At 43.7% G+C, this 24,387-nt stretch carries 24 protein-coding genes; 10 read left to right on the top strand and 14 right to left on the bottom strand.

Going from position 1 to position 24,387, the window contains the following annotated elements; genetic code table 11:
- Window positions 1-334: 334 nt before the first annotated feature.
- Window positions 335-862: a YwhD family protein gene (locus P4361_RS21460; RefSeq protein WP_053356420.1), complete on the bottom strand. Its 528-nt coding sequence runs from the start codon at window positions 860-862 to the stop codon at window positions 335-337.
- A 213-nt stretch (window positions 863-1,075) separates the two neighbouring features.
- On the opposite strand from P4361_RS21460, the gene P4361_RS21455 reads away from it, so the two are divergent.
- A complete protein-coding gene (locus tag P4361_RS21455; protein WP_091009207.1) occupies window positions 1,076-2,389 on the top strand; it encodes an NCS2 family permease in 1,314 nt (437 codons plus the stop codon).
- Window positions 2,390-3,047: 658 nt separating this feature from the next.
- Here P4361_RS21455 and P4361_RS21450 read toward each other — a convergent pair.
- The 4 genes from P4361_RS21450 to P4361_RS21435 form a co-directional block, all read right to left on the bottom strand.
- The gene (locus P4361_RS21450; protein WP_328090918.1) at window positions 3,048-3,941 is read right to left on the bottom strand and encodes an STAS domain-containing protein; all 894 of its coding nucleotides are present in this window, start codon (window positions 3,939-3,941) and stop codon (window positions 3,048-3,050) included.
- 118 nt (window positions 3,942-4,059) lie between these two features.
- Window positions 4,060-4,566, bottom strand: coding sequence for a YwgA family protein (locus tag P4361_RS21445; protein ID WP_053356416.1), 507 nt, complete (start codon window positions 4,564-4,566; stop codon window positions 4,060-4,062).
- A 27-nt stretch (window positions 4,567-4,593) separates the two neighbouring features.
- Window positions 4,594-5,880 carry an HD domain-containing protein gene (locus P4361_RS21440; protein ID WP_328090917.1) on the bottom strand — a complete coding sequence of 429 codons (1,287 nt, stop codon included), beginning with the start codon at window positions 5,878-5,880 and terminating at the stop codon, window positions 4,594-4,596.
- A gap of 506 nt (window positions 5,881-6,386) precedes the next feature.
- Entirely contained in the window at window positions 6,387-6,710 is a 324-nt protein-coding gene (locus P4361_RS21435) for a hypothetical protein (RefSeq protein WP_231689183.1), read from the bottom strand.
- Between the two features lie 153 nt (window positions 6,711-6,863).
- On the opposite strand from P4361_RS21435, the gene P4361_RS21430 reads away from it, so the two are divergent.
- Together P4361_RS21430 and P4361_RS21425 are read left to right on the top strand one after the other, a co-directional pair.
- Window positions 6,864-7,667: a class I SAM-dependent methyltransferase gene (locus P4361_RS21430; protein ID WP_328090915.1), complete on the top strand. Its 804-nt coding sequence runs from the start codon at window positions 6,864-6,866 to the stop codon at window positions 7,665-7,667.
- A complete protein-coding gene (locus P4361_RS21425; RefSeq protein ID WP_328090921.1) occupies window positions 7,663-8,502 on the top strand; it encodes a lipoate--protein ligase family protein in 840 nt (279 codons plus the stop codon). Before P4361_RS21430 ends, P4361_RS21425 begins: the two co-directional genes overlap by 5 nt.
- A 46-nt stretch (window positions 8,503-8,548) precedes the next feature.
- Here the strand turns inward: P4361_RS21425 and pta are convergent, their stop codons facing one another.
- Entirely contained in the window at window positions 8,549-9,520 is a 972-nt protein-coding gene (gene pta, locus P4361_RS21420) for a phosphate acetyltransferase (RefSeq protein ID WP_328090914.1), read from the bottom strand.
- 210 nt (window positions 9,521-9,730) lie between these two features.
- Between pta and P4361_RS21415 the strand changes: the two genes are divergently transcribed.
- From P4361_RS21415 to gerQ, 3 genes are all read left to right on the top strand, one after another.
- Window positions 9,731-10,504, top strand: coding sequence for a sporulation protein (locus P4361_RS21415; protein WP_328090913.1), 774 nt, complete (start codon window positions 9,731-9,733; stop codon window positions 10,502-10,504).
- 116 nt (window positions 10,505-10,620) lie between these two features.
- The gene (hemQ, locus tag P4361_RS21410) at window positions 10,621-11,367 is read left to right on the top strand and encodes a hydrogen peroxide-dependent heme synthase (RefSeq protein WP_328090912.1); all 747 of its coding nucleotides are present in this window, start codon (window positions 10,621-10,623) and stop codon (window positions 11,365-11,367) included.
- 196 nt (window positions 11,368-11,563) lie between these two features.
- The gene (gene gerQ, locus P4361_RS21405; RefSeq protein ID WP_425590300.1) at window positions 11,564-12,157 is read left to right on the top strand and encodes a spore coat protein GerQ; all 594 of its coding nucleotides are present in this window, start codon (window positions 11,564-11,566) and stop codon (window positions 12,155-12,157) included.
- Window positions 12,158-12,203: 46 nt separating this feature from the next.
- Here gerQ and P4361_RS21400 read toward each other — a convergent pair whose 3' ends face one another.
- Both P4361_RS21400 and P4361_RS21395 read right to left on the bottom strand, forming a co-directional pair.
- Window positions 12,204-12,575: a DUF423 domain-containing protein gene (locus P4361_RS21400; RefSeq protein WP_328090911.1), complete on the bottom strand. Its 372-nt coding sequence runs from the start codon at window positions 12,573-12,575 to the stop codon at window positions 12,204-12,206.
- A 51-nt stretch (window positions 12,576-12,626) separates the two neighbouring features.
- On the bottom strand, window positions 12,627-12,863 hold the full coding sequence (locus P4361_RS21395) for a YvrJ family protein (RefSeq protein WP_256225147.1): 237 nt from the start codon (window positions 12,861-12,863) through the stop codon (window positions 12,627-12,629).
- 263 nt (window positions 12,864-13,126) lie between these two features.
- Here P4361_RS21395 and P4361_RS21390 point away from each other — a divergent pair, with 263 nt between their 5' ends.
- On the top strand, window positions 13,127-13,411 hold the full coding sequence (locus tag P4361_RS21390) for a hypothetical protein (protein ID WP_328090910.1): 285 nt from the start codon (window positions 13,127-13,129) through the stop codon (window positions 13,409-13,411).
- A 221-nt stretch (window positions 13,412-13,632) separates the two neighbouring features.
- Window positions 13,633-15,252, top strand: coding sequence for an alpha-glucosidase (locus P4361_RS21385; RefSeq protein WP_328090919.1), 1,620 nt, complete (start codon window positions 13,633-13,635; stop codon window positions 15,250-15,252).
- 47 nt (window positions 15,253-15,299) lie between these two features.
- Here P4361_RS21385 and P4361_RS21380 read toward each other — a convergent pair whose 3' ends face one another.
- Both P4361_RS21380 and P4361_RS21375 read right to left on the bottom strand, forming a co-directional pair.
- Window positions 15,300-15,578 (bottom strand): YwdI family protein, encoded by a 279-nt coding sequence (locus P4361_RS21380; protein ID WP_328090909.1) that lies wholly within the window; start codon window positions 15,576-15,578, stop codon window positions 15,300-15,302.
- A gap of 311 nt (window positions 15,579-15,889) precedes the next feature.
- A complete protein-coding gene (locus P4361_RS21375; protein ID WP_053356406.1) occupies window positions 15,890-16,126 on the bottom strand; it encodes a hypothetical protein in 237 nt (78 codons plus the stop codon).
- A gap of 376 nt (window positions 16,127-16,502) precedes the next feature.
- Between P4361_RS21375 and P4361_RS21370 the strand changes: the two genes are divergently transcribed.
- A complete protein-coding gene (locus P4361_RS21370; RefSeq protein WP_328090908.1) occupies window positions 16,503-17,066 on the top strand; it encodes a carbonic anhydrase in 564 nt (187 codons plus the stop codon).
- Window positions 17,067-17,139: 73 nt separating this feature from the next.
- On the opposite strand, the gene P4361_RS21365 is transcribed toward P4361_RS21370, so the two are convergent.
- The 4 genes from P4361_RS21365 to P4361_RS21350 all read right to left on the bottom strand — a co-directional run bounded on the left by P4361_RS21365 (window position 17,140) and on the right by P4361_RS21350 (window position 23,588).
- Window positions 17,140-18,732: an ATP-binding protein gene (locus P4361_RS21365; RefSeq protein ID WP_328090906.1), complete on the bottom strand. Its 1,593-nt coding sequence runs from the start codon at window positions 18,730-18,732 to the stop codon at window positions 17,140-17,142.
- Window positions 18,733-18,866: 134 nt separating this feature from the next.
- Window positions 18,867-22,364 (bottom strand): bifunctional 2',3'-cyclic-nucleotide 2'-phosphodiesterase/3'-nucleotidase, encoded by a 3,498-nt coding sequence (locus P4361_RS21360; RefSeq protein WP_328090905.1) that lies wholly within the window; start codon window positions 22,362-22,364, stop codon window positions 18,867-18,869.
- Between the two features lie 190 nt (window positions 22,365-22,554).
- On the bottom strand, window positions 22,555-23,250 hold the full coding sequence (locus P4361_RS21355) for a polysaccharide deacetylase family protein (protein ID WP_256225219.1): 696 nt from the start codon (window positions 23,248-23,250) through the stop codon (window positions 22,555-22,557).
- Between the two features lie 191 nt (window positions 23,251-23,441).
- Complete coding sequence (locus P4361_RS21350; RefSeq protein ID WP_248254472.1) at window positions 23,442-23,588, bottom strand: lmo0937 family membrane protein; 147 nt, start codon at window positions 23,586-23,588, stop codon at window positions 23,442-23,444.
- A 148-nt stretch (window positions 23,589-23,736) separates the two neighbouring features.
- Here P4361_RS21350 and P4361_RS21345 point away from each other — a divergent pair, with 148 nt between their 5' ends.
- On the top strand, window positions 23,737-24,090 hold the full coding sequence (locus P4361_RS21345) for a general stress protein (protein WP_091009162.1): 354 nt from the start codon (window positions 23,737-23,739) through the stop codon (window positions 24,088-24,090).
- Window positions 24,091-24,387: the final 297 nt, after the last annotated feature.

Genomic DNA, 24,387 nt, shown 5'->3' with positions numbered 1-24,387 from the left:
GACTAGCGGGACAGGTGAGACCCGCTGGCGCCTACGCCGAGAAAGTAGGCGCTGGCGCCGGTAAGGCTTATCGCACGCTCCGCGGAAAGCGAGCAGCCTGAAACGGAAATCAACCACTCCCAAGAGCAACAAAGGTTATGAAAACAGCCTTTTCAAAAAAGCGCTAGAACAAAAACCTCGACAAAATAAACAGCCCGGGTGCTCGAAAGCTCCCGGGCTGTTTATTGTCCTAGCAACATTGTGTGTGCAATGCTAGTTTCAGTTTACTGTATTCCACGGAATTGTCACAAGTTTTTTAGAAAATGTTCAAAAAAGGTTCATAACTCTTCCAATTTTATGGCAATAATTTCCTTACTCCTTCTGGAGAACGGTTAAACGTGCCTTCATCATGGTTTTTCAAAAACTCTCCCAGCAGCACTTTTGATTTTTCATCCATGTCGTCGATGATAACATGGCCTTTTAATGATTTATCCATTCGGTTCACGTGCTCAGGCAGGCTTTTATAGCCTCGCCGTGCTTCTGCATCAATCTGCATTTCACATGCAGTCACACCGTAATAGAAAGGCCCTTCTTCATTTCTGTTAATCGTTACCCAGACGAGCCAGTACAACCTTGGATTTGGAGTATTGGCTCGGTCAGGCGTAAATTTAATACGCTTTTCTATATCACTGCGGGCATGCATCGCACCCATGTCCACATAGGCATCACCATCAACAGGGTCTACGATGACAGGCGTCATATGGTCAAGGCTTAACGCTCCTACTCCGTAACCGCCATGGCCGTCTGTAGAGTCACCGCTTAAAATCGTGAATCCCATGCCTTTTTTGTTTTTATTCTGATCTGATCCGAAAATATCCTTCATGATAAACCTCCCGACATCACTTCATTTCTATCTCTATTTTACCACAACTCTCAGCGATTTAAGACTGCAATGCCTTTTACCCTCGTATCATATGAAGATAAAGAGGTAACAATACAAAGGGAAAACGTGTTTAAATAGATTGCATTACATCCTAAAAACGAATATTATAATTAAGCATTCAAAAAAACGTTCGTATTTATTGGAGGTACACCCATGTTTTCATCATTCTTTAGACTAAAAGAACGCGGAACTAACGTAAGAACCGAAGTCATTTCAGGGATTACAACCTTTTTAACGATGGTCTACATCGTTGTCGTCAACCCTATTGTTCTTCACTCTGCCGGGGTTCCTTTTAATACAGTTTTCATAGCAACCATTATCGCTACGGTTGTTGGAACGCTCTGGATGGCACTGTTCGCCAACTTGCCAATCGCCATCGCACCGGGAATGGGGCTCAATGCCTATTTCGCTTTTTCAGTCGTCGGCAACCATACCAATATCTCGTATCAAACCGCTTTTGGCGCTGTGTTCGTAGCCGGTATTATCTTTGTCATTCTATCATTGACACCTTTTCGCGAAAAATTAATCGAGGCGATTCCCGCCAACTTAAAATACGGCATCACCGCTGGAATTGGATTGTTTATCGCCTTTATCGGAATGCGCATGACGGGGATCATCACCGCTCATAAAGAAAATTTGGTCGCTTTGGGAAACCTTCATTCTCATTCCGTTATGCTTGCGCTCGCCGGATTGGCTATTACGCTCATCTTAATGGCTTTGAATGTGAATGGTGCGCTATTCTTTGGAATGATTATTACCGGAATTATTGCGTACTTTACCGGCCAATTAAAATTCAACGGCATCGTTTCCGTTCCGGAGATGCCAAAATCTTTATTCATTTTCGGAGATCCGATGACCGCTTTCGCTGACGTCTTTCATTACGGGCTATTCGCCGTTGTCTTCTCCTTCCTGCTCGTAACCATTTTCGACACAACTGGAACAATGGTCGGTGTCGCTGAGCAAGCCGGGTTAATGAAAAATAATAAAATGCCAAAGGCCCGTGAAGCGCTGCTTGCAGATTCTGTAGCCACTACAGTAGGTGCAGCTCTTGGAACAAGCCCGACAAGCGCTTATATTGAATCTTCTTCTGGTGTAGCTGCAGGAGGACGTACAGGCCTTACATCTGTTACAGTTGCCGTTCTTTTTATCATATCTGCCTTTTTCTCGCCGCTGGTGGGGGCTATATCCGGTCTTTCAGCGATAACAGCTCCGACGTTGATCATTGTCGGCAGCCTGATGCTTGGAGCTTTAGGAAAGATCAAATGGGATGAGCTGGACGAAGCGTTCCCTGCTTTTATTATCATTTTGACCATGCCGCTGACATCAAGCATCGCAACAGGGATTGCTTTCGGGTTCATCTCCTACCCGCTATTAAAAATTGCCCGCGGCAAATGGCGTGAAGTACCGTTTCTCGTGTATTTGTTTGCAGTATTGTTTTTCTATCAGCTCGCCTTCTTGCCTCATTAATAAAAAAGTTCTTTAAAGTATATTGCTGGTATGCATTCAGCTGAGCATTACTATGCGAGGCCCAATATGATAGAAAATCAAAAATATGCTATACATCCCTTTTGAAAATAAAAAACCGAAACCAGCATAAAAACCAATCTCAACATGGAGTTTTCTCCAAAATGATATAAAAAAGGGGAAAGAAGCCAGCTGATCACCATTCAGCTGGCTTCTTTCAGTATATATAGATTTATTTAATCGATATTCAGTTTTCCTTGTGCCGTTTGACTTGCGCTATTGCCGTAGTCATCTTTTACTTTGACTTCCACGGCTGCTCCTCTGACTTTTATGTTAGAGGTATTTGTAAAAGAATGAAGAATGGGTATTACTGCGTGGTATCCCTAATGTAAAAAGGGTGAATTGCCTTTAATAGTTTACAAAATACTAAATCATTTAAAGGATTTATTTGTTTTATTTGGAAAAAATTTCATTATAGTCGAAAAGACTCAGCCCTCAATCTTTTAGATGCAGCTAAACTATTTTACCGGCTATTTAGTCATTCACACACGTACCAAACAATAACAGCGACAATTATCACAGTTCCATTCTCCTGTTTTATCCCACATAAAAAAGCTGATCTGCCGCCGTTCATATTTCAGGCATAATCAGCTTTTGGGGCTTAAAATATAGAGTTTCCTGAGGAAGCAGGCTTTTCATTTTTTCGTTCAAATCCAACCATTGTGATGGCTTGCTGCAGGCTTCCGCATACAGAAACTCCCTCAAAACTAACACCTAAAGAGACAACAGTCTGAGCAATTTCAGGGCGAATCCCTGTTAACACTACTTTAACCCCAAGCAGTTTCAATGAGTTGATGACTTGAAACAAATTATGAGCAACCATGGTATCGATGATCGCTACTCCTGAGAGATCAATCATCAATTGTTCCACTTGAAGTTCTGTGCAGCGGGTCAGCGTTTGCTCCATGATCATCTGGGACCGGTGTGTGTCAATCTCCCCAATAATCGGAAGCACGGCAATTCCCTTCGCCAGAGGTACGACCGGAACCGAAAGTTCAAGGATCGCAAGCTGGGCGACCTCCATCTTTTTACGGTTATGCCGGACGAAGGCGATGCTATAGCTATAGATGCACCGGTCTAGCAACGTGTCAATAATGGATGTAATTTGTATGAACTCTTTCCTCGAAAGATCAACTTTCTCGGCTTCCTCATCAATGATATGCAGCATAGCCTGGCGAAAAAAACGAAGGCCATCCAGCGATTCATCCAACGGAATATCCTCCAGAACAGCAATTTCTCCTGCTTTTTCTCCCCATTTCGTAATTTTTTGAAAGGAAGTATCATAGTCTGATACCAGCGCTTCTCCCAAATAGAAAAGAAACTGTTCATATAATTGCTTACTTTCTTCTTCTGTAATCGTCCTCAGCTTCCGATCCATCATTTTCTTGATGGATTCGGGGTTCTCCTTCATCTGAAGATAGGCTGATCTCTCGGTTATCTTTTGGATCTGCTCTACAATTCTCTCACTGATGAGCTGAATCTTCTTTTTGTTCATATGTTCTCCCAGTAACCATTAGAATACTTTTATTTTACAAGAATCTATTATATTTACAACCAGTATTTTACATAGGCATAGAGAATAAACATTAATCCGAGCGCCCGAAGAGGTATACTTACTGAACAATACAGTTTTCAAGCTGGCTGATAAACGTATAACCCTCCTGAATTTCTGCATCGCTGTATTTTTGTTTTGCCTTTAATGTCTGAATCTTGACTTTAACTTCGTCTGCCGGCAAATGCGAAAAAAATAAAATGGTAGAAACAAGTTCGAGAAACCGTGAGGACTGTTCGTTCATGGACCTTACGCATTCCCCAAGTTTCGGTATCTTCTTTCCATAGCTAGTCAAAAAGTCTTCTCCCTCATTATTTAGAGAATAGCGGTATTGGGAATAGCCGCTGACTTTTTCTTTGATTTCATGCACATAGCCCAGGTTGCACAGTTCTTCGACGCGCAGCGTTAATTCTTCTGAATAAGGGCCGTAAAAGTGAAACTCATATTTTTCCTGAAAAGGGAAGTTCAGCTTTTTAGCGATATAAATCATCTTCTGCAGCTTTTTTCGACCGATGACTTCCCCGGCCTCCTTAATGACCGTTATGACCTTTAAATGATCATCAAACACAGTATTTCCCCCTTAGCATAAAACCTGTTAATCCTTTTTCAGTATGTGTTTTATCTTTTGTTTCAGCTTATTGTCATCTATCTTTTCAATCAGATCAGCTGGATAGTAGAGCTTATGGTCTGTTCTTCTTTTCCCTGAAATCGCTTCTACTACATCTGATTCTCTCGAAAGTTCACGGATTTCGCCATTCGCTTTTAAAAGGTTGATAGGCAGCCTTTCCTCTTTTTCCCCCGGTCTGTAAAAGTCGTACGGCAAATCAGAGGAGGAGTCAATAACAAGATAGTATTTCGGGTCGATGCCCGCTTCCTCAAAATAACCTGACAGGCGCAGAACCTCTGAAACAGAAACCATCTCCGTGTATTTAAAAAGCTTCCGGTCCAAAAAGCGGCGGCAGAGGTCACGCAAGATTCGGTCTTCCTCGTCCATCCAAACTTGGAAATAATACTGCATGACTCCCTCATCCAGCTTTATGTAGTCCTCTAATGTAATTTCCCCTTCGAACAGTGAGCAGAAATGCGTTAAATCCTGCTTAAATTGATAGCCCCCCTGATAGAGGTCCTTTGCCCGGTGAAGGATTTTGCTCAAAATCACTTCGGCGCTTCTCGTTACCGGGTGAAAATACACCTGCCAATACATCTGGTATCGGCTCATAATATAATCTTCAACAGCATGCATGCCGCTTGCTTTAATAACGGCTCCGTCTTCCATCGGGCGCATGACCCGGAGGATTCGCTCGAGATCGAAGTTTCCGTAGCTTACGCCTGTGAAATAGGCATCGCGGAGGAGATAATCCATCCGATCAGCATCTATCTGGCTGGAGATCAAACTGACGACCAGCTTGTCATGATAGGTCTTTTCGATGACTTCTGCTACTTTTCTGGGGAATTCTTCTCCTTGCAAGCGGAGAACCTCATTCACTTCCGTATCGCCTAAAAGAATATCCCTTGTATAATCTTCATGATCCACACCGAACACTTTCTCGAATGAGTGGGAAAAAGGTCCATGTCCAATGTCATGCAGCAGTGCAGCACAAAGAACCAGCATCCGTTCGTCTTCGTTCCAGTGCGGCCTGTTTTGAAAAATTTCAACGATCCGTCTTGTAATCTCGTATACGCCGAGAGAGTGGCTGAAACGGCTGTGTTCAGCTCCATGAAACGTCAAATAGGTAGTACCCAGCTGGCGAATCCGTCGAAGGCGCTGAAATTCACGCGTGCCTATCAGCCGCCAGATCAGCTCGTCCCTTACATGGATGTAACGGTGAACCGGATCTTTAAACACCTTTTCTTCATTCAACTGACCCATTTCTTTCGCCATATCGTAATAAATGCTCCTTCAGCCGCAATTAGTTTATGTTTATAGTTCTGCTAAAAAAAGAAAATCCCTTCTCATGCTTGTGTTCGCCAGAAGGATTGTCCTATTTGCTGTATGATTATTTTCATTGTGAAGTATACCCTATTTTACGCGGTTTTGAATCATGAAACAACAAACAAAACGAGCAGTTTTCGACAGCTGAATATCTTCTATCGCTGCCATGCTTTCTTTTTCTCATGGAATCAAAAAAAGCTGTATTCGTAACCGTTGTTGCTCTTGAAAGTAGTTGATTTCCGTTTCAGGATGCTCGCTTTCCACGGGGCGTACGCTGAGCCCCTCGGCGCATACGCCTACTTGGTCTCACCTGTCACGCATGTCCCGTAGGAGTCTCGCACCTTCCACTCCAATCAACTTGTCAATGAAGTGTACTATACAGAAATGTTCTCAAAGCAACAATCTTTTAGAAAAGAACAAAAAAAAGAGGAGACCCATGGGGCGCTCCTCTCTTTTTATTGCGTATCAACGACCTGGCTGTCTTTGTCCTCCTGCCGGTAGGCGTCGACCAATAATAAAATGGCAGAAATAATATGCATGATCATGCCGACAAACGGGATCCATGCGATGCAGGAAGTCACGATGCCGAGAATGCTTCCGTGCCTTGCTGTCCCTTCTTTCGCTGAAAAGACGAGTGTAGCAATATGGAGGGCAAGCGCAATAGCAAGCGGCGTCCACAGAAAGGAAACCACGATGGTTCCTCCTACAAAAGGAATGCCCAGGAGCGCTTCAAATCCTCCTGAAACCCACTTTAATGTCCTGGATAGGTTCTTATTCAACAGATCTCCTCCTTTTGTCCTTTTCTCTTCCATTCACTATACCTATGCTTACGTAAATACATTCCAAAAAGTTGCAATTATTTTTCCGGCATGGAAGCTCTGCGGCCTGTTGCGTTATACTAGTAAAGAATGATAGAAGCAGGAGGTTGACTCGTGGATCACACACAACAAAACCAGAACAGTCAGGCTTGGAATGAAAAGTCTTACGAAGCCTGGACCCATCGATTTGGCGAGCCGGCGAAAGCCGCTGCTAAAATAAAAAAAGACCCGGTAAAGCGGCTGAGTCCGCTTGAAACCTATATAGGCGATGTGAAAGGAAAAAAAGTCTGCAATCTTCTTGGATCCCATGGCAGCAAAGCGGTTGCTTTGGCACTGCTTGGTGCAGAAGCAACCGTCATCGACCTTTCAGAACCGAACGAACGCTACGCTAAAGAGCTTGCCCGTGCGGCCGGCGTCCCGCTTCGCTATATCAAGAGCGATGTTCTTGAGCTGCCGGAGGAAGAACTTTCAGGAGAATATGATCTTGTTTTTACAGAGAACGGAATTCTTCATTATTTTACAGATCTGGTGCCTTTCTTTACGTCGGTATACCGCTTGCTTAAACAGGGTGGAAGGTTCGTCCTGCAAGATTTCCATCCGATCTCAACCAAGCTGATTACCTCACAGGGAAAAAGCCAGTCTGCCAGAAAGCACAAGGTGAGCGGAGACTATTTCAGTACGGCTCTGGAAACGGTGGACGTATCGTATTCCAAGTTTCTTCCTGAGCTCCAATATGCGACAGAAGAGGAAAGAAAGCCATTTCAAGTATCCATCCGCAAGTGGACACTTGGTGAAATCATTACTGCAATCGGAGCGTCTGGCCTATTTATTACAGGGCTGAAAGAAGAGCCGCATCCTGGTGATTTTGACCAGGGTATTCCTAAATCCTTCATCATTGAAGCGGAGAAGCGTGATTAGTATGAACGCTTCATTGTTATTTCAGCCAAAATGGCGCATCATCGACCAGTCAAGCCTCGGTCCGTCTTTTGATGCCCTGCAGTCTTTTGCAATGGATGATACGCTCTGCACATCGATTGGAGCGGGAGAGTCTTCTCCAACCGTCCGTACTTGGGTGCATCATAACACCATTGTCCTCGGCATCCAGGATACACGTCTTCCGCATCTGAATGAAGGCATACAGTATTTAAAATCAAGGGGATACCGGGTGATTGTCCGCAATTCGGGCGGTCTTGCTGTGGTGCTTGATGAAGGCGTTTTGAATATTTCCATCATCCTTCCCGAAAAGGACAGCAGTATCGAGATCAACAAGGGATATGACACGATGGTTGAGCTCATCCAAAAAATGCTGAGCCCGTATGGTATTGCTTTCGAAGCAAGAGAGATCATCGGCTCGTATTGTCCGGGAAGCTATGATTTAAGCGTGGATGGAAAGAAGTTTGCAGGCATCTCACAGCGGCGGATCCGCAATGGGGCAGCCGTGCAGATCTACTTATGTGTCAACGGGAGCGGTTCCGGGAGAGCAGAAGCAATCCGGGAGTTTTACCGTCATGGTCTTCAGGGAGAACCTACGAAATTCAGCTATCCCGAAATAAGGCCAGACGTGATGGCCTCACTGTCCGAGTTGACCGGAACAGAGTTGTCTGTCAGCGATTTGATGACTAGACTCCTCTTTGTATTAAAAGAAGAAAGCAGCCACCTCGTTTCATCCCCACTGTCCGTAAGTGAGATTCAATTACACGATTACAACTATCAGCGGGTATGGGAACGAAATGAAAAAGCACTGGAGATTTAATCTCTCAGTGCTTTTTTCCATACAGCAGGGCGCTTACGCTTTTCTTTTATAGCGCCTGCATGGCCGTAATGAGGGCAAGCTTGTAAACATCTTCCTCGTTGCATCCGCGGGAAAGATCGTTCACCGGCATGTTAAGACCTTGCAGGATCGGTCCGATCGCTTCATAGCCGCCGAGGCGCTGAACCATCTTATATCCGATATTTCCTGTTTCAAGGCCTGGGAAGATAAAGACGTTCGCTTCACCTTTCAAAGGAGAATTTGGTGCTTTTTTCTGTGCAACCGATGAAACAAACGCTGCATCGAACTGAAGTTCACCGTCAAAAGGGAAATCAGGGTTCATGCCGCTCAAAAGCTCAGTCGCCTCTACTACTTTTTCAGTTTCAGCTGATTTAGCTGATCCTTTTGTTGAAAAGCTTAAAAGCGCCACTTTTGGGTCAATGCCGAAGACTCTTGCTGTATGTGCGCTCACTAATGCAGACTCAGCAAGGTCAGCGCTAGATGGTGCGATATTGATGGCACAATCAGCAAAAACATATTTTTCTTCGTCTTTTACCATGATAAAAGCGCCGGATGTCTTTTTAATACCTTCTTTTGTTTTGATGATCTGCAGGGCAGGGCGAACAGTATCAGCTGTGGAATGAGCAGCTCCGCTCACAAGTCCATGGGCTTTTCCTGTATAGACCAGCATGGTGCCGAAGTAGTTTTCATCCAAAAGAATTTGGCGTGCTTGTTCTTCTGTAGCTTTGCCTTTGCGGCGTTCTACGAAAGAAGCAACAAGGCTGTCGAATTCAGGATAATGCTTAGGATCGATTAACTCGATGTCGCCAAGGCTGGCTCCAATTTCCTTTGCTCTTGAAGTGATCTCTTCTTTATTTCCAACCAAAATCGGTTTAAGGACGTTTTCTTCAGCCAATCTGGCTGCTGCAGTAAGAATGCGTTCGTCGGTGCCTTCGGGGAACACAATCTTGGGATTCTGCTGTTGCACTTTTTCTTTTAAATCTTTAAATAAATCGCTCATGCGAGGTCCTCCTCTTCGGGTTCATTCCATACTAGGGTACTCTTTTTTGCGCCTGTTTTAAACCTATTCCTGAATTGAAAGCGCCTGTGCCAAGAAGTTGTTATTTTTAGAAAAATGGAAAATATAAAAAGGATAATTATGTAATCTGTTTGAATCTTTTTAAAAGACAATACGTATATCTTATTATCAATTTCAAGGAGGATATCCAATATGTCTTTTATGAACAAAATGCTGGCCAGTGTTGGAATAGGAGCAGCGACCATTGATACGATTTTAACCAAAAACAGGTTCATTCCCGGAGAGGAAGTAAGCGGCACCGTGCAGATTACTGGCGGAAAAGCAGCACAGCCGATCGGCTCGATTTCGATTTTCCTGATGACCGAATACATAAGAGAATCCGATGATAAGAAATACAGGGAACAATCAGCTGTAGCACGCCACCGTGTATCTGATTCCTTAATCATACAGCCCGGGGAAATGAAAAAGATTCCTTTTTCGTTTCGTATTCCCTTTGATGTTCCGCTGAGCATCGGACATACACCGGTGTGGCTGAAGACCGGGGCTGATATTAAAAATGCAGTTGACCCGTCAGACAAAGATTACATTACCGTAAATCCAGGGCCTCTTGTCAGAAGAGCGATGGAAGCAATTGAAGGACTGGACTTTGTGCTGCGTCAAACGACTTGTGAAGCTGCTTCACGCTATATAAGCGGCCGCCTGCCGTTTATTCAGGAATTTGAATATGTGCCAACCGGCATGTTCAGGGGTAAACTGGATGAACTTGAAGCGGTATTCCTGAGTGACGGCAGTTCCTTGGAGATCATATTGGAAATAGATAAAAAAGCAAGAGGGCTGTTCGGCATGCTTGAGGAAGCGATGGATATGGATGAAAAGCATGTCCGGCTGGCCTTTACAGAAAGAGAGCTTCAGGACACATCTATTCTTAGCAGTAAAATCACCGCTGCCATTCAGCGTTTTGCGTGATCTCTACTTAAAGCTCTCCCTGTCTGTCCCGAACAGCGGGGATTTTTTTTTATTCAAGCGGATGTGGTATATTGGATAGGAGTGAAATTATCATTATGTCCAAGGAGTGACAATACATGAGTGAAGCTGCACAAACCCTTGAAGGCTGGTACTGTCTCCATGATTTCCGAAAGATGGACTGGGTATCCTGGAAAGCGATTTCAAGTGATGAACGCGAAGCTGCCATCAAAGAATTTATGACGTTTTTGGAAAAGTGGGAAAGGGTCGAGACCCGCAAAGAAGGCAGCCATGCCCTTTATTCGATCGTCGGCCAAAAAGCAGATTTCATGCTGATGCTGCTGCGTCCAACGATGGAAGATCTTAATGAAATCGAGAACGCATTCAACAAAACAGCATTTGCTCAATACACGATTCCTGCCTATTCCTATGTATCTGTCGTTGAATTAAGCAACTATAATCCATCCAATGATGTAGATCCCGAAACAGATCCCATGATTCAGGGCCGCCTAAAGCCGGAACTTCCGAAATGGAAATATATTTGTTTCTATCCGATGGACAAGCGCCGTGAAGGAAACGATAACTGGTACATGGTGCCGATGGAAGAACGCAAGAAAATGATGTACAGCCACGGCATGATCGGCCGCAGCTATGCAGGCAAGGTCAAACAAATCATTACCGGTTCTGTCGGATTCGATGACTGGGAGTGGGGAGTTACACTCTTTGCCAATGACGTTCTTCAATTCAAAAAACTCGTCTATGAAATGAGATTCGATGAAGTAAGTGCACGCTATGGTGAATTCGGTTCTTTCTATGTCGGTAACCAACTGATAAAAGAAGCCGTACCTGGATTTCTGCACGTATAATTGTTGAAATTTATGAAAGCTGGTTCTCATGCCGCGCACACGCGTGACATGAGAACCAGTTTTTTTTGGTCTAACAGGCGGCATGTTTACATATGATGAAATGTAGTTTTCCGGGCTTCTTCAGCATTCTATTAAACGTTATAGAACTTATACCGGTCCGCGTGTTTAAAAACCTTTTTACAAGGGGGATGCAAGTATGACAAATTACAGGCAAACACAAGGCCAGCAAACAGGGGGAGGCATGCCGCCCTACTATGGCAGTATGCCTCAATCAGGGCAGATGGGAATGGGACAAATGGGCCAGATGCCGCAGGGACAGCAAGGACAGGGAGGTTATACAGGACCTGGGATGATGCCAGGGATGGGGATGCCGCCTCAAGGGCTCGGCGCCGCCTCTGGCCAGTATCCCACTGATATTGCAGCACCTGGACAGCTCCCGCTCGAGCAATCTTATATTGAAAATATCCTGCGGTTAAACAAAGGAAAAGTAGCCACCGTCTATCAAACATTTGAAGGCAGTGATAAGTGGAATTCCAAAGTATTCAGAGGGGTGATCGAAGCAGCTGGCCGAGACCATATTATCCTGAGTGACCCCCAAACTGGAAAACGCTTTCTCCTTCTAATGGTCTTCGTCAATTACATTACCTTTGATGAAGAAATCGAATACACCTATCCTTTTGGCGGCTCCCAGGGAAGCCAGCAGCAACAGCAGGGCCAGGCCCAGGGACAGAGCCAAGGACAGCAATCGCAGTCCCAAGGGCAGCCGATGTCAACCTACAGCCCGAGGTAAACCAATACAAAAAGAGCTTTGTCTAAGCAAAGCTCTTTTTTCCTTTTTACAGCCCTTTTACTGCTGCTATAATGAATAGCACCCAGCCTGCAACAAATGCCACTCCGCCAAACGGGGTGATGATGCCGAGCTTTGAAATACCGGTTGTGCTTAATGCGTACAAGCTGCCGGAGAACAGGATAATTCCAATGAACATAAGCCAGCCTGACCAATGCAGCGCTCCTGAGTTTGTCAGTTTTCCCGCGAGAAGCCCGACGATCAAGAGTCCGATGGCGTGATACATATGATACTGTACACCCGTTTTATAGACTTCAATCATACGCTCTGATAGTTTTCCTTCCAGACCATGGGCACCGAAAGCTCCCAGAATAACCGCCAGTGCAGCATTCACGGCACCCAAGATTAAAAACAGCTTCATTTCCAATCCACTCCTCTAGTTTTCTTTTATCATACCAGAAAGTAAATGAGGTTATGAAACATCCGATTTTTTCAGTTCCTCTTTTTCTTTTAGCCTTTGACCGTATTGCTCCATCTTTTTTTCAAGCTCCTCTTTATCAACCAGCTCATCCCGCAGATCTTTTATTACAGCTTCCAAGCTTTGAATCCTTTTTTCAAACTGCAGCATCAAATAGCCAGCCAGTAAAACCGGAAAGCCCACATTCCCAAGGAGATTTACTAGCCCTAGCCAATCATTAGCTGTATTCATTCAAGATCTCCCTCACTTTTACTGTATATTTTTACGAACATTTGTTCGTAAAAATAGTATAAACCCGAACAGTAAAATTTACCATCATACATTCTACCGTTTTTAAAAACATGCCATAAGACCTAGTAAACAAAAAAAGGCTTCTGGGAAGTTTCTGCTTCCCAAAAGCCTTAAGCTTGTTTATTATGCATTCGTTGTCTTTGCCTGATCGTCAGCCACGTCTTTTACAAAGGCTGTTTTCGTAAGCCTTGGAGCTTTTGGGAGTGGTTGATTTCCGTTTCAGGATGCTCGCTTTCCGCGGGGCGTGCGGTGAGCCTTACCGGCGCATGCGCCTGTGGGTCTCACCTGTCCCGCTGCTCCCGCAGGACAAGGAAAGCTTCGGCAGCGTTATATCGCACGAAGAAAATGTGAAATTCATTTTCGAGGAGTCTTGCACCATACACTCCAATCAACTTATCAATGAAGCTTCTTTACAGGAAGGTTCCCAAAGCAACAATCTTTTAGAAAACAGCTTTTACAAAAAAGGAGAAGACGAGGAGAATGCTTAAGAATAGGATGGGAAGATTGAACCCTGATCAGTGCCGTCATATTTCTGCTTTTTTTCAACTTTTTCACTTCCCCTGTTCCGGATAAGAATCATGTCTTAAGCACCACTTTTCCCGAAAATGGAGAAATTAAATCCAGAAGACATCCGCCGTTCACCAAATGGCTTTCCAGGCGGCGAGACTTCCTTCATAATGAAGAAAAAGGAGAGGAAAGGGTGAGCGTTTTGAAAAGAACATGGTGGAAAGAAGCTGTCGTCTATCAGGTCTACTGGCGCAGTTTTTTCGATACAGACGGAGATGGCTACGGCGATCTGGAAGGCGTCATTCAAAAAATGGACTATATTAAAAAACTTGGGGCAGATGTAATCTGGCTTAATCCAATCTATGAATCTCCTGATTTGGACAACGGCTATGACATCTCAGACTACCGATCAGTCATGAAGAAAGCAGGAACGATGGAGACGTGGGAGAGATTGCTTAACGAAGCTCACAGCAGAGGACTGAAACTCATCATGGACCTTGTTGTGAACCATACCTCCGATCAGCATCCATGGTTCATCGAGTCGCGTTCATCAAAGGATAACCCGAAGAGAGACTGGTACATCTGGAAGGATGCGGTAAACGGCCGGGAACCGAACAATTGGCGCTCTTATTTTTCTCCTTCTGTATGGGAACTTGATGAAAAAACAGATCAATATTATATGCACTCTTTTGCCGTTCAGCAGCCGGATTTGAATTGGGAAAACCCTGAAGTAAGAGAAGAGATCTACAGCATGATGAAATTTTGGCTTGATAAAGGAATAGATGGATTCCGTATGGACGTAATCAACCTTCTGGCAAAGCAAAAAGGTTTTCCGGATTCTGACCATCCTGAGAACATTGATTACCTAGGAAATAACCCTGGCATTCATGACTATCTGCAAGAAATGAATGAAAAAGTACTGCGCCACTATGATGCAATGACGGTCGGAGAGATTCCGTTCGTTACACCTGAAGATGGCTTAAAGTATGTCGGCGAAGACCGGCATGAGCTGAACACATTGTTTCACTTTCAAGTAGCTGACGACATGCCCTCCTGGGACATGCTCCGCTACAAGGAAATTCAGCAAACATGGTACGATGGCCTGCATGAGAAAGGGTGGAACTCTCAATTCCTGAACAATCATGATCATACCCGGCAAGTGACACGCTACGGAAACGACAAAGAATACCGAATCGAATCAGCTAAATTACTTGCCGCCATGGTTCATACACTGCCGGGAATGCCTTATATATTTCAAGGTGAAGAAATCGGTATGACCGGTGTAAGGTTTGATACGATCGGTGAATATCATGATATCGCGATGAAAAATAAATATGAGGAAGAAACGAGCAAAGGCAGGGATCCTCAGGAAGTGCTGCATGAGCTTCAGCCGTTAAGCCGCGATAATTCCAGGACTCCTATGCAATGGAACTCATCAGAGAATGCCGGCTTTAGTGAAGGAAAACCCTGGCTTAACATGAACCCTAATTATAAAGAGATCAATGTTGAAAACGCTCTGAATGATCCCAACTCCGTTTTTTATTTCTATCAGAAGCTGATTTCTTTGCGAAAAGAACACGATGTGATGGTTTATGGCGACTATAAGGATTTGTCAGAGGGTGATGCAAACCTGTACATCTACAGCAGAAGCCTTAACGGTGTGACATGGCTGATCATGCTGAATCACAGCGATGAGCCCAGCTCATTCTCTCTTCCAGCATCCCTAACTGTGAACGAAGATAATCTGATTCTCGGAAACTATACGGCGATCAGCGGCCAAAACGTTCTGCAGCCTCATGAAGCAAGAATATATCAACTATAAAAAAAAACAGGCTTCATCCGTTAAGGATAAGCCTGTTTTTCTGTTGTCTAGAAATCAAAAATGGAATCGCCGTTGCCCTCTTCTTCATCGTCCATCTTCTTATTCTGTTTAGGCAGTGTGCCTGTAAATCCAGGTGGAGCAGAAATAGGGGAGGGCGGCACCCACTGGCTGTCTTCTCTGGTGCTGTCAGAATCCAGCATGAGATCGCAGAGTGTCTTAATGGCGGCCGCGTTCTCCTTTATTTTTGGCGAACTCTCCGGGAGCTGCTTTAGTTCTGTCACATGCTTTTCCATCAACGTAATGATATGGCGAACGGAAATACTCATGATTTGCTCTCCTTCCGATAAACCTTCTTTACTGTACTTATAGTAACACATTTTTTCTCCACGAAAAAAAGACAGTCTTAAAGAGACTGCCCGACATACTCCGCACATTTATTATTGAAATTCACAATGATTCACGGTGATCCAGGCCGAGAAACCCTATGAATTATCCGTTTTAATAGACTTTTGGATCTGCCAGCAGAATACCTTTCCCGTTCATCGATCTCTTTAAGTATTACTAAGTAGTATTTTGCCATCCTTAATAATATCATTTACCCTCTCCCCTCGATTTAAATTTTCCAATACCGAATTGGTTAAGAAGTATCTATCCACTTCACTTTACGGCGTTCTTGTTTATAGTTGTTGATTGGTTTGAAGAGCGGACGTTCTTTCTTTTTCACCGCTTTAGCCAGCAGGTTCGCAACCCGGTATTTCTGCTCTTTCACAAGAACGGCTTGCTCCACCCTGGTGATCATCAAGGAAACCGCCTTCTGAAACATCACATTCACCGTAAATAGAATAATGGCTATTAAATACACAGATTGTTCCATATCCGTACATCCCCCTTTTTAATAGTAAATCTATTTTAATGGATTGCCAGCCTTGCTTTGAGCCTGTCCCCCTTTCTTCCTGACATGATGCTTTAACAACTTACTATCATATGTTCTTGATAGCTTGATTATACGGAGTGGAAAAGGAAATGTTTGTCACAATGTGCTTCGTTTGCTTGTTTTTTTCCTACATATCTTTGCGTTGTCCAACAAAAAACGAACCATTCCTGAAAGAGTTATCCTTTCTGACAATATTTCAGCCTGTTTTTTTATCGATAACACGCTTGTTTCGTCTAATTAAAACTTTTGAAATTTGATTTTTGAGGATATTTCGATAAAATAGTAAAAAAAGAGTTCTATAGAAGGGAAGATCAACATGGCAATTTTGAATGAAATTTTAGCGTACAATGAAAAGTTCGTGGAAAATAAAGAATATAAAAAATATCAGACAGGGAAGTTTCCAGAAAAAAAGCTTGTTATTATTTCCTGTATGGATACGAGGCTGACGGAGTTGCTTCCACAGGCCATGAATATAAAAAATGGAGACGTTAAGATCATCAAAACCGCTGGTGCTATTATTGCGCATCCTTTTGGCAGTGTCATGCGAAGCATCCTTGTCGCCATCTATGCCCTGAAGGCATCAGAAGTCTGTGTCATCGGCCATCACGATTGCGGAATGAGTGCTCTTGATCCCGATGATTTTTTGGGAAAAATGAAAGATCAGGGAATAAAAGAGGAAACACTCAACACTTTAAAATATTCCGGTATTGATTTCAATCAATGGCTGAGAGGGTTTGATAAAGTAGAGGATGCTGTAAAAGGCAGCGTAAGCATGGTGAAGCACCACCCGCTGCTTCCTGAGACAGTCAGCGTCCACGGCCTCGTCATTGATCCGGAAACCGGAAAGCTCGATGTTGTCGTTGATGGGTATGAGCAATAAATACACTAAGGTTAGGTACGAAAAATCTGGATAGTATACCCTTCTTTGCATTAAAAAGCTCCTGGCTGTACAGTCAGGAGCTTTTTCTTGAAAGTTCCGGCAGTTTAACCGAAAAAATTGTCCCTTTATTCGGTTCACTTGTTACAGTTACCTCTCCGTTATGCTGTTCTATAATTTTAAAGCTTACCATCAGCCCGAGCCCGGTTCCCGTATCTTTTGTTGTAAAGAATGGTTCCCCCAGCTTTTTCAGCTGATCCTTTTCGAGGCCATGTCCTTCATCTTTTACTTCAATAATTGCGTAGCCTTCACTTGTCCGTTTGACCGAAACTTCAACCTGGCTTCCTTGTGCGGATGCTTCTACTGCGTTTTTAATCAGATTGATGAAAACTTGTTTCAAGGAGTTGGAATCACCTCTGATCAGGCAGCCCACATCTTGAATCCCGCAAATTATAGAAATATTAGAGAGGCTGGCATATGCCTCCATCAGCAGCAAGGTTTCTTTTACAAGCCCAGACAAATCGACTTCCTCAAAAGTAAACTGCTTCACTTTCGCCAGCTGCATGTATTCCTCTAAAATCTGGTTCATCCTATTAATCTCCGCCAGCATGATATTCGTGTACTCATCGGAGATATGCTCCTCCCTCATAAACTGAACAAACCCTGACAGAATAGCCAGCGGATTACGGATTTCATGGGCTACACCTGCAGCCAGCTGACCGATGACGGAAAGCTTTTCGGATTGGACGATCAGTTCTTCTGTCCGCTTCGTTTCCGTAATATCACGGTAAATTCCGGCTATGGCTTTAATAGTGCCATCAGGGTTGCGTATCGGAGAAAAGGTGACAGAGACCGGAAACAGTTCTTCTGTTTTCTTTTGATTGACCATTTCATAGCCAGAAACTGCATCTCCTTTAATAATTCTTTCAAACACTTCCCCTATCAGCTGCTTTTGCGTAGCTGGAAAATGCTGAAAAGGCTTTTTCAGCATCTCTTCTTCCTTCCATCCGTAAAGCTCAATGAACGCCCGGTTCACTGCCAGTGCATCACCTTCCAGGTTTTGAACGAGGATGGCATCAGCTGTCTGTGAAAAGATGGAATGAAAGTATTCTTTCGATTCAAGCAGCTGGCTGGCTGTATGCCTTTCCCTGTTCTCTGCTTTCATCCGAAGCATTTCCGTAAACTGAGTGGACTGTACAAAGAAAACCGTTAAGAAAACGAGCAACAACAGGATAAAGACCAAATCAAAGTCTTCAACCGAGGAAAAAAGCGCCCGATCCGTAAAAAAGAAATAAGTAGACATGGCTACTGACAAAACACCAGAATAAATAATGACTTTATATTGGCTGTAAAACGTGCTCAGCAAAAGGCAAAACCAGATGTAAAGATAGTTGACCAAAACAGGCTGCACGGATATTAAGCAGAACAAAAAAGCAAAAATACCCGTAACGGTGAGATACATTGAAAAAACAGGCATGCGGTTCCATACAGCAAAAAAGGTAATAAAGCCTCCAATGCCAAAGCCTAACGGAAGCATGACCGAAACAATGTCGCGGTCGAAAATATAATCAAAGAGAACATCAATAACAAAGAATCCCCATAGCAATTTGTAAAGGAGCGTATTTCTTTTTTTAATTAAACTTAATGGATCTTCTGTAAAACCATTCACTATTCCGGCTCCTTTGTTCTAGTAATTACTCCAACAACTGGATTATATCATAAATAAAGGAATGGACTGCGGAACAAAAAAACAGCTTAAGCCCTCCCCATGAGAAGGCTTAAGCTGGTCTGGCTTGATACTGTTTACTTGTTCAGTTTTGTGATTCTGCCCTCAACTTTAGGGTCCACTGTACCTTTGGCTTTAATGTATTTCACAAGTGCTTCAAGATCGACGATATCAATCGCTAAGTTTTTGCCGTTCTTTAAGGTTGTGTATCCGTCTCCGCCGCCTGCCATAAAGTTATTAACTGTGACAGAATAGGTTTTTGCCGGATCAATGGAAGTTCCATCAGGAAGAGTGATGCTCACGATACGATCTCCTGCCGCTTTTGAATCATCATAGGTGAACTTAAGCCCTGAAATCTGAAGGATCTTTGCACGTGTCGGATCTGCCCACTGCTCTTCCAAAAGGCTTTTTACTTGTACACCTGTCAGATCCATTTTCACAAGATCATTTCCGAAAGGCTGAACGGTAAACGCTTCTTTCCACGTAATTTTTCCTGCGTCAATATCTGCACGCACTCCGCCTGGATTCATGAAGGCGAAATCTGTTTTCGTCTGTTCTTTCATGGAATCCGCGATGAGGTTCCCCATTGCCGATTCGCCGTCTGCATTAGCATCTTTGCTGATGTAGTTAGGTGTGTCTCCGATCTCTTCATTCAAAATTGGAGCAACATCTGCTACATAATTATCAACAAATGCTTTGATTTCAGGATCCGGAGCAATTTTGCCGCGGTCAACAGTTACGACTTCAGCGCTCTTTTTCACGATATCCTGTGTTTTAGGATCGATGACAAGATCTACATCAGAGAACGCGGTTCCAGAAGAATAGGATTGTACGAGAAGCTTGTTGTCGACTACTGCATTCGTAAGCGCATGGTTGTGCCCGCCGAACATAACGTCAACTTCATCGTCAACTTTGTTCGCCATATCCACGAGTTCGCCTGTTGCATTCTGTCCGTCAGCTGTAGAGTTCGCCGGATTGTGGGCAAGCACGACGATGGACTTAATTCCTTTTGCTTCGAGTTCTTTTGCATATTTGTTGATGGCTTCTGTCTCATCGGTAAATTCAACACCTTCTACGCCGCTTGGGATAACGATGCTAGGCGTGTCAGAGAGAACAACACCGATGATGCCAATTTTTGCTCCGCCCACTTCTTTGATCACATAAGGATCAAGAAGCGGTTTGTTTGTGCTCTTGTCAATCACATTGGCTGCCACATAAGGGAAGCTCGCCCCTTCAAACTTGCCGTACTTTGCTTCTGTTTTCGGATGGCTTCCACCGTGGATCAGACGCAGCATTTCTTTTACGCCCTCATCAAACTCATGATTTCCAATCGTTGCAGCATCAAAGCCCAGTTTGTTCAAAAAGCGGATTGTAGGCTCGTCCTGAAGCAAAGCTGATACCGGGGAACTTGCTCCTACTGCATCTCCCGCATGAAGCAAAAGCGTATTCGGGTTCGTTGCTTCACGCTGTTTTAAGTAGGCTGCAAGATATTCAGCACCGCCTGCGTTGATCTTCGAGTTGTACGTATCAAGCTGGCCGTGGAAATCATTGATGCCTAAAAGCTGCACATTAATGTTCTCAAGCTTTTTAAGTTTATACGAATATTTCGCAAAGCCCTCTGCTGCAGAGCCGACATATTTAATGGCTCCATCTGCCGGTATTGCCTTTTGAGCGTCAGGTGTAGATTCAAAGGTTACATTCGGTTCACCTGCTACAGAAGCAAACTTCCAGTTTTGATCTGCAGAAGGATCAATCGTTCCGCGTTCACGAATATAGTCGATGATGACTTGACGGTTTTCATCCGGATACAGGTTGACTGCCGTTTTATTTTTCACACCCGGGAACAGTCCGTTTGCACGGTAATTATTCGTCGCAACGATAAATTCCTGGTTATTGTCGATTGGCTTGCCGTTGTATTGAAGGTTTTTAATACGGCTGGAATCAGCATTGATCACATTTCCGTCTTTATCATATTTCGCCGGCTGTGTCACATCGACGTCATAGGTAACGCCATCGATCACATCAAAGTTATACGTCGGGAAATCATTGTTCACAAGCGCCTGCTCTTCTTTTTTGGACGGATCAATCTTGTTGAACTGCCCAGCTGACATCTCGAGCCATTCTTTTACATCAGAGCCTTTCACTTTAACAGTCGCTACAGTGTTCGGATACAGATAAAGGTCAGAGACGTTCTTAATCGCGATGGTGCCTTTCGGAATATTGGTGTAGTAGTTCGCACCGTTTCTTCCCCCTGCTTTAAATGGAGCCCCTGCAGATAATACTGGCAGACCTTCATCCTTTGTGCCTTTTAATTGCTTTTCAACGTACCATTTTTGTGCGTTCGTAACGATTTGAATGGATGGGTCATCTTGGACAGTTGCGAAGTAGCTGTTGATATCAGCACTTGTTTGTCCTACCGGCTGGCGGACATAGGCAATGGTGCCTTGATGGTCTTTTTTGATCGCTTTAATGATGCTTTCGTCAGTTTTGGCGAGACTTTTCTTGTTTACTTTGTCATAAACCGCTCTTAATTGAGTCTTTGCCTTGTCGATAGACCATTTTCCTTTGACTTTCACAAGGCCAAGGTCCATTACGCCAAGCTGGTTGCCCCAGTTTCCTGGCATGATGACCGGCTTCCCGTTAATCGTTCCGTTCTTTTCATCAACACCCGGAAGGTTTGCGAAATCGCCAGGGAATGTTTTGTGATTGTGTCCGGAAATAATCGCATCGATGCCTTTGACTTTTGTCAGGTCGTAGGCGGCATCCTCTTCCATCTGTTTGCGGTCTGCATCACCGATTCCGGAGTGCGCCAGAGCAACAATGATGTCAGCCCCATCTTTTTTCATTCTAGGAATATAGGATTTTACCGTATCGACGATATCCTTTGTGATGACTTTTCCATCAAGGTTGGATTTATCCCACATTGTAATTTGAGGAGTAACGGCGCCGATTACACCGACTTTAATGACTTGTTTATGTCCTTTTGCATCAATGACTTTCTTTTTAATAATTTTATAAGGTTTGAAATAGTTCTTGTCGTTGTAAGGGTTTCTATCATGATCATCTTTAAAGACATTGGAATTCACGTACGGGAAAGGAGCATCATCCAATACCTCCTGAAGGTAATCCAGGCCATAGTTGAATTCATGGTTTCCTACAGTTGCGGCATCGTATTTTAATAGTTTCATCGCTTTGAAGACCGGATGCATTTCTCCGTTTTCAAGCTTGTCCACTTTCGCTTTGTAATCACCGAGCGGGTTACCTTGAATCAAGTCCCCGTTATCAAAAAGAAGGGTGTTCTTAGATTCGCTTCTCGCTTTTTTAATGAGGGTTGCCGTTTTTGCCAAACCGAACTCATCTGTTTCCGCGTCTTTATAATAATCATAATTTGCGATATGAGTGTGGATATCGGTAGTGCCCAGAATCCTAAGCTGAACGGATTCCGTTTTGCTCTGCTTCTGCGGTTTAGCTGCTGCTTTTACTGAATCCATAGTGATTGGTGAAGCAAGTACGGTTAATGCCATTGTTGATGCCAGTAAAGAACGTCCCATTGAAGTAAAGGACTTTTTCCCCATACGTATCCCCCTAAAATCATTCAGTTATTTTATTGCCAATCTAATTATATATTTTGAAAATAAAAATTAAAGACTTTATTCGTAAAATAAAGGTAAATTTTTTAAAATTATGTAAAAATAGTTGCAAAGACCCATTTAAATACAAAAAAAGCTGCCGGAACAGTTTCCGGCAGCTTTTTGTTTAATGCATTTATTGAAAATTGACTGGTTCTTGTTTTTCACTTATAGGCGAAAACTCATACCCTTGTTTCTTTAGGACACCAAGCAATTCTGGCAGTTCTTTGGCTGTCAGCTCTTTATCATGCATCAGGATAACAGGATCATGATGGTTCTTTTCCACTTGTTCCACTTGCTGCAACGTTTTATTGACCCAGCTGTCATCCTTGCTTCCCCAGTCAACACTGTCTACGTTCCAATCCCACATGATAAACCCGTCACGTTTAAGCGCCTCAACATACTCAGGTTTCATATACGGCACACTTCCATAAGGAACACGAACGAGGTTCGAATGGATCCCAGTCAGGTTTTCCAGCGTCTGGCGGCACGTTTTCATTTCACCCGTAACCGTTGATTCACTATGATAAAACGCATCTTTATCATGTGTCACCCCGTGGCAGCCAACTGAGTTTTGGCTGTACGCCAGGCGCATCGTTTCGATTGGATATTGCTCCATATGCGGCGCGAGCATAAAAAAAGTCGCCGAAGCGCCATAGTCATTTAAATCCTTCATAAGCTGTCCCGTCGTTTCTGACGGACCGTCATCAAAGGTTAAATACACTTTTTTGTGTTCGGTTTGCTGTTCTGCGTGAGCTCTGTTTTCATCCATGGGCATCGCCATAATGGCCAAATACAACAATACAAGCGAGCCTATCGTTTTCATTGCCATTTTCAAACCTATCCCTCCAAACGATTTTACATCCTTACAAGCTATTCGGTGGATAGGATTCCTTTGCCGGGATATCAATGGCTTTCAAGCAAAATTGATTCTTTTGAAGGGTGTCAAATGGAACCGGTTTTTGAATAGATCCGGAATTTCTTCATAAAAAAGGATGCTTCAGCGTGGAAGCATCCCTTCTGTCAGGCTGATCGCCTTCCCTTTATTAATTTAAAGACAATAATCACGATGGCCGCAATCAGAAGAATATGAATGATACCACCAGCAATCTTAAAAATAAGTCCCAATAGCCATAGTACGATTAAAATACCGATAATTGTCCAGATCATTTGGGTATCTTCCTTTCTTTTTTCATTACGCTTTATTTTCCCCAAAAGTAATCGGTATAAAACGCTCAGGTTCATTTTTCCATGTTTACAAAATACAAAAAGCGTGTACATAACAAGTGTATTCAATTCGAGAGGGAGGAATTTGATCATGGCTGTTAAACCATTAGTACGAGAATTTTCTACGGAACAAGAAGTAATTTCTGCGGTCAACGAGCTTGAAACACGGGGAATTGACCACGATGACATCTACGTCCTCGCACACGAAAGAGACGACACGCGTTACATCGCAGATGCAGCAGATGCCAACACCATTGGGACGGCAGAAGAAGGACTAGGAACTGCCATTAAAAATCTCTTCCAAAAACGCGGTGATGAACTCCGCAATAAACTTGAAGAAGTCGGGTTAAGTCCCATTGAAGCGGAGCAGTACGAAAGAAAACTCGATGAAGGTAAAGTCCTTGTACTTGTTAAAGGCGATAACAACCTAGACACTTGGTTGTAAAGTTAAAATATAGGAAAGGGGACAGGGCTCACTCGTCGTGAAGCCTGTCCCTTTTTTGCATTCCTTGCGGCGGAGATTGGAAACGAATGCGTCGAATCGTGTCATTTAATGTCGAGTATAAACCGATTGAACATAAAAATTTTCGAACCTGATTTTTCAGTACTTCCATATGATTGGCTCATTATTTGCAAAAAGGGGCTGTCCAAGAAGTCTGTAAGCTGTTGATTTCCGTTCCAGGCTGCTCGCTTTCCGCGTGTCGTGCGGTGAGCCTCTTGGTGCAAGCACCGGCGGGAGTCT

This window comes from Fictibacillus sp. B-59209, from assembly GCF_036216745.1.
GTDB classification, from domain to species: Bacteria; Bacillota; Bacilli; order Bacillales; family Fictibacillaceae; genus Fictibacillus_C; species Fictibacillus_C marinisediminis.
This window is presented reverse-complemented; position numbering and strand designations above follow the sequence as displayed.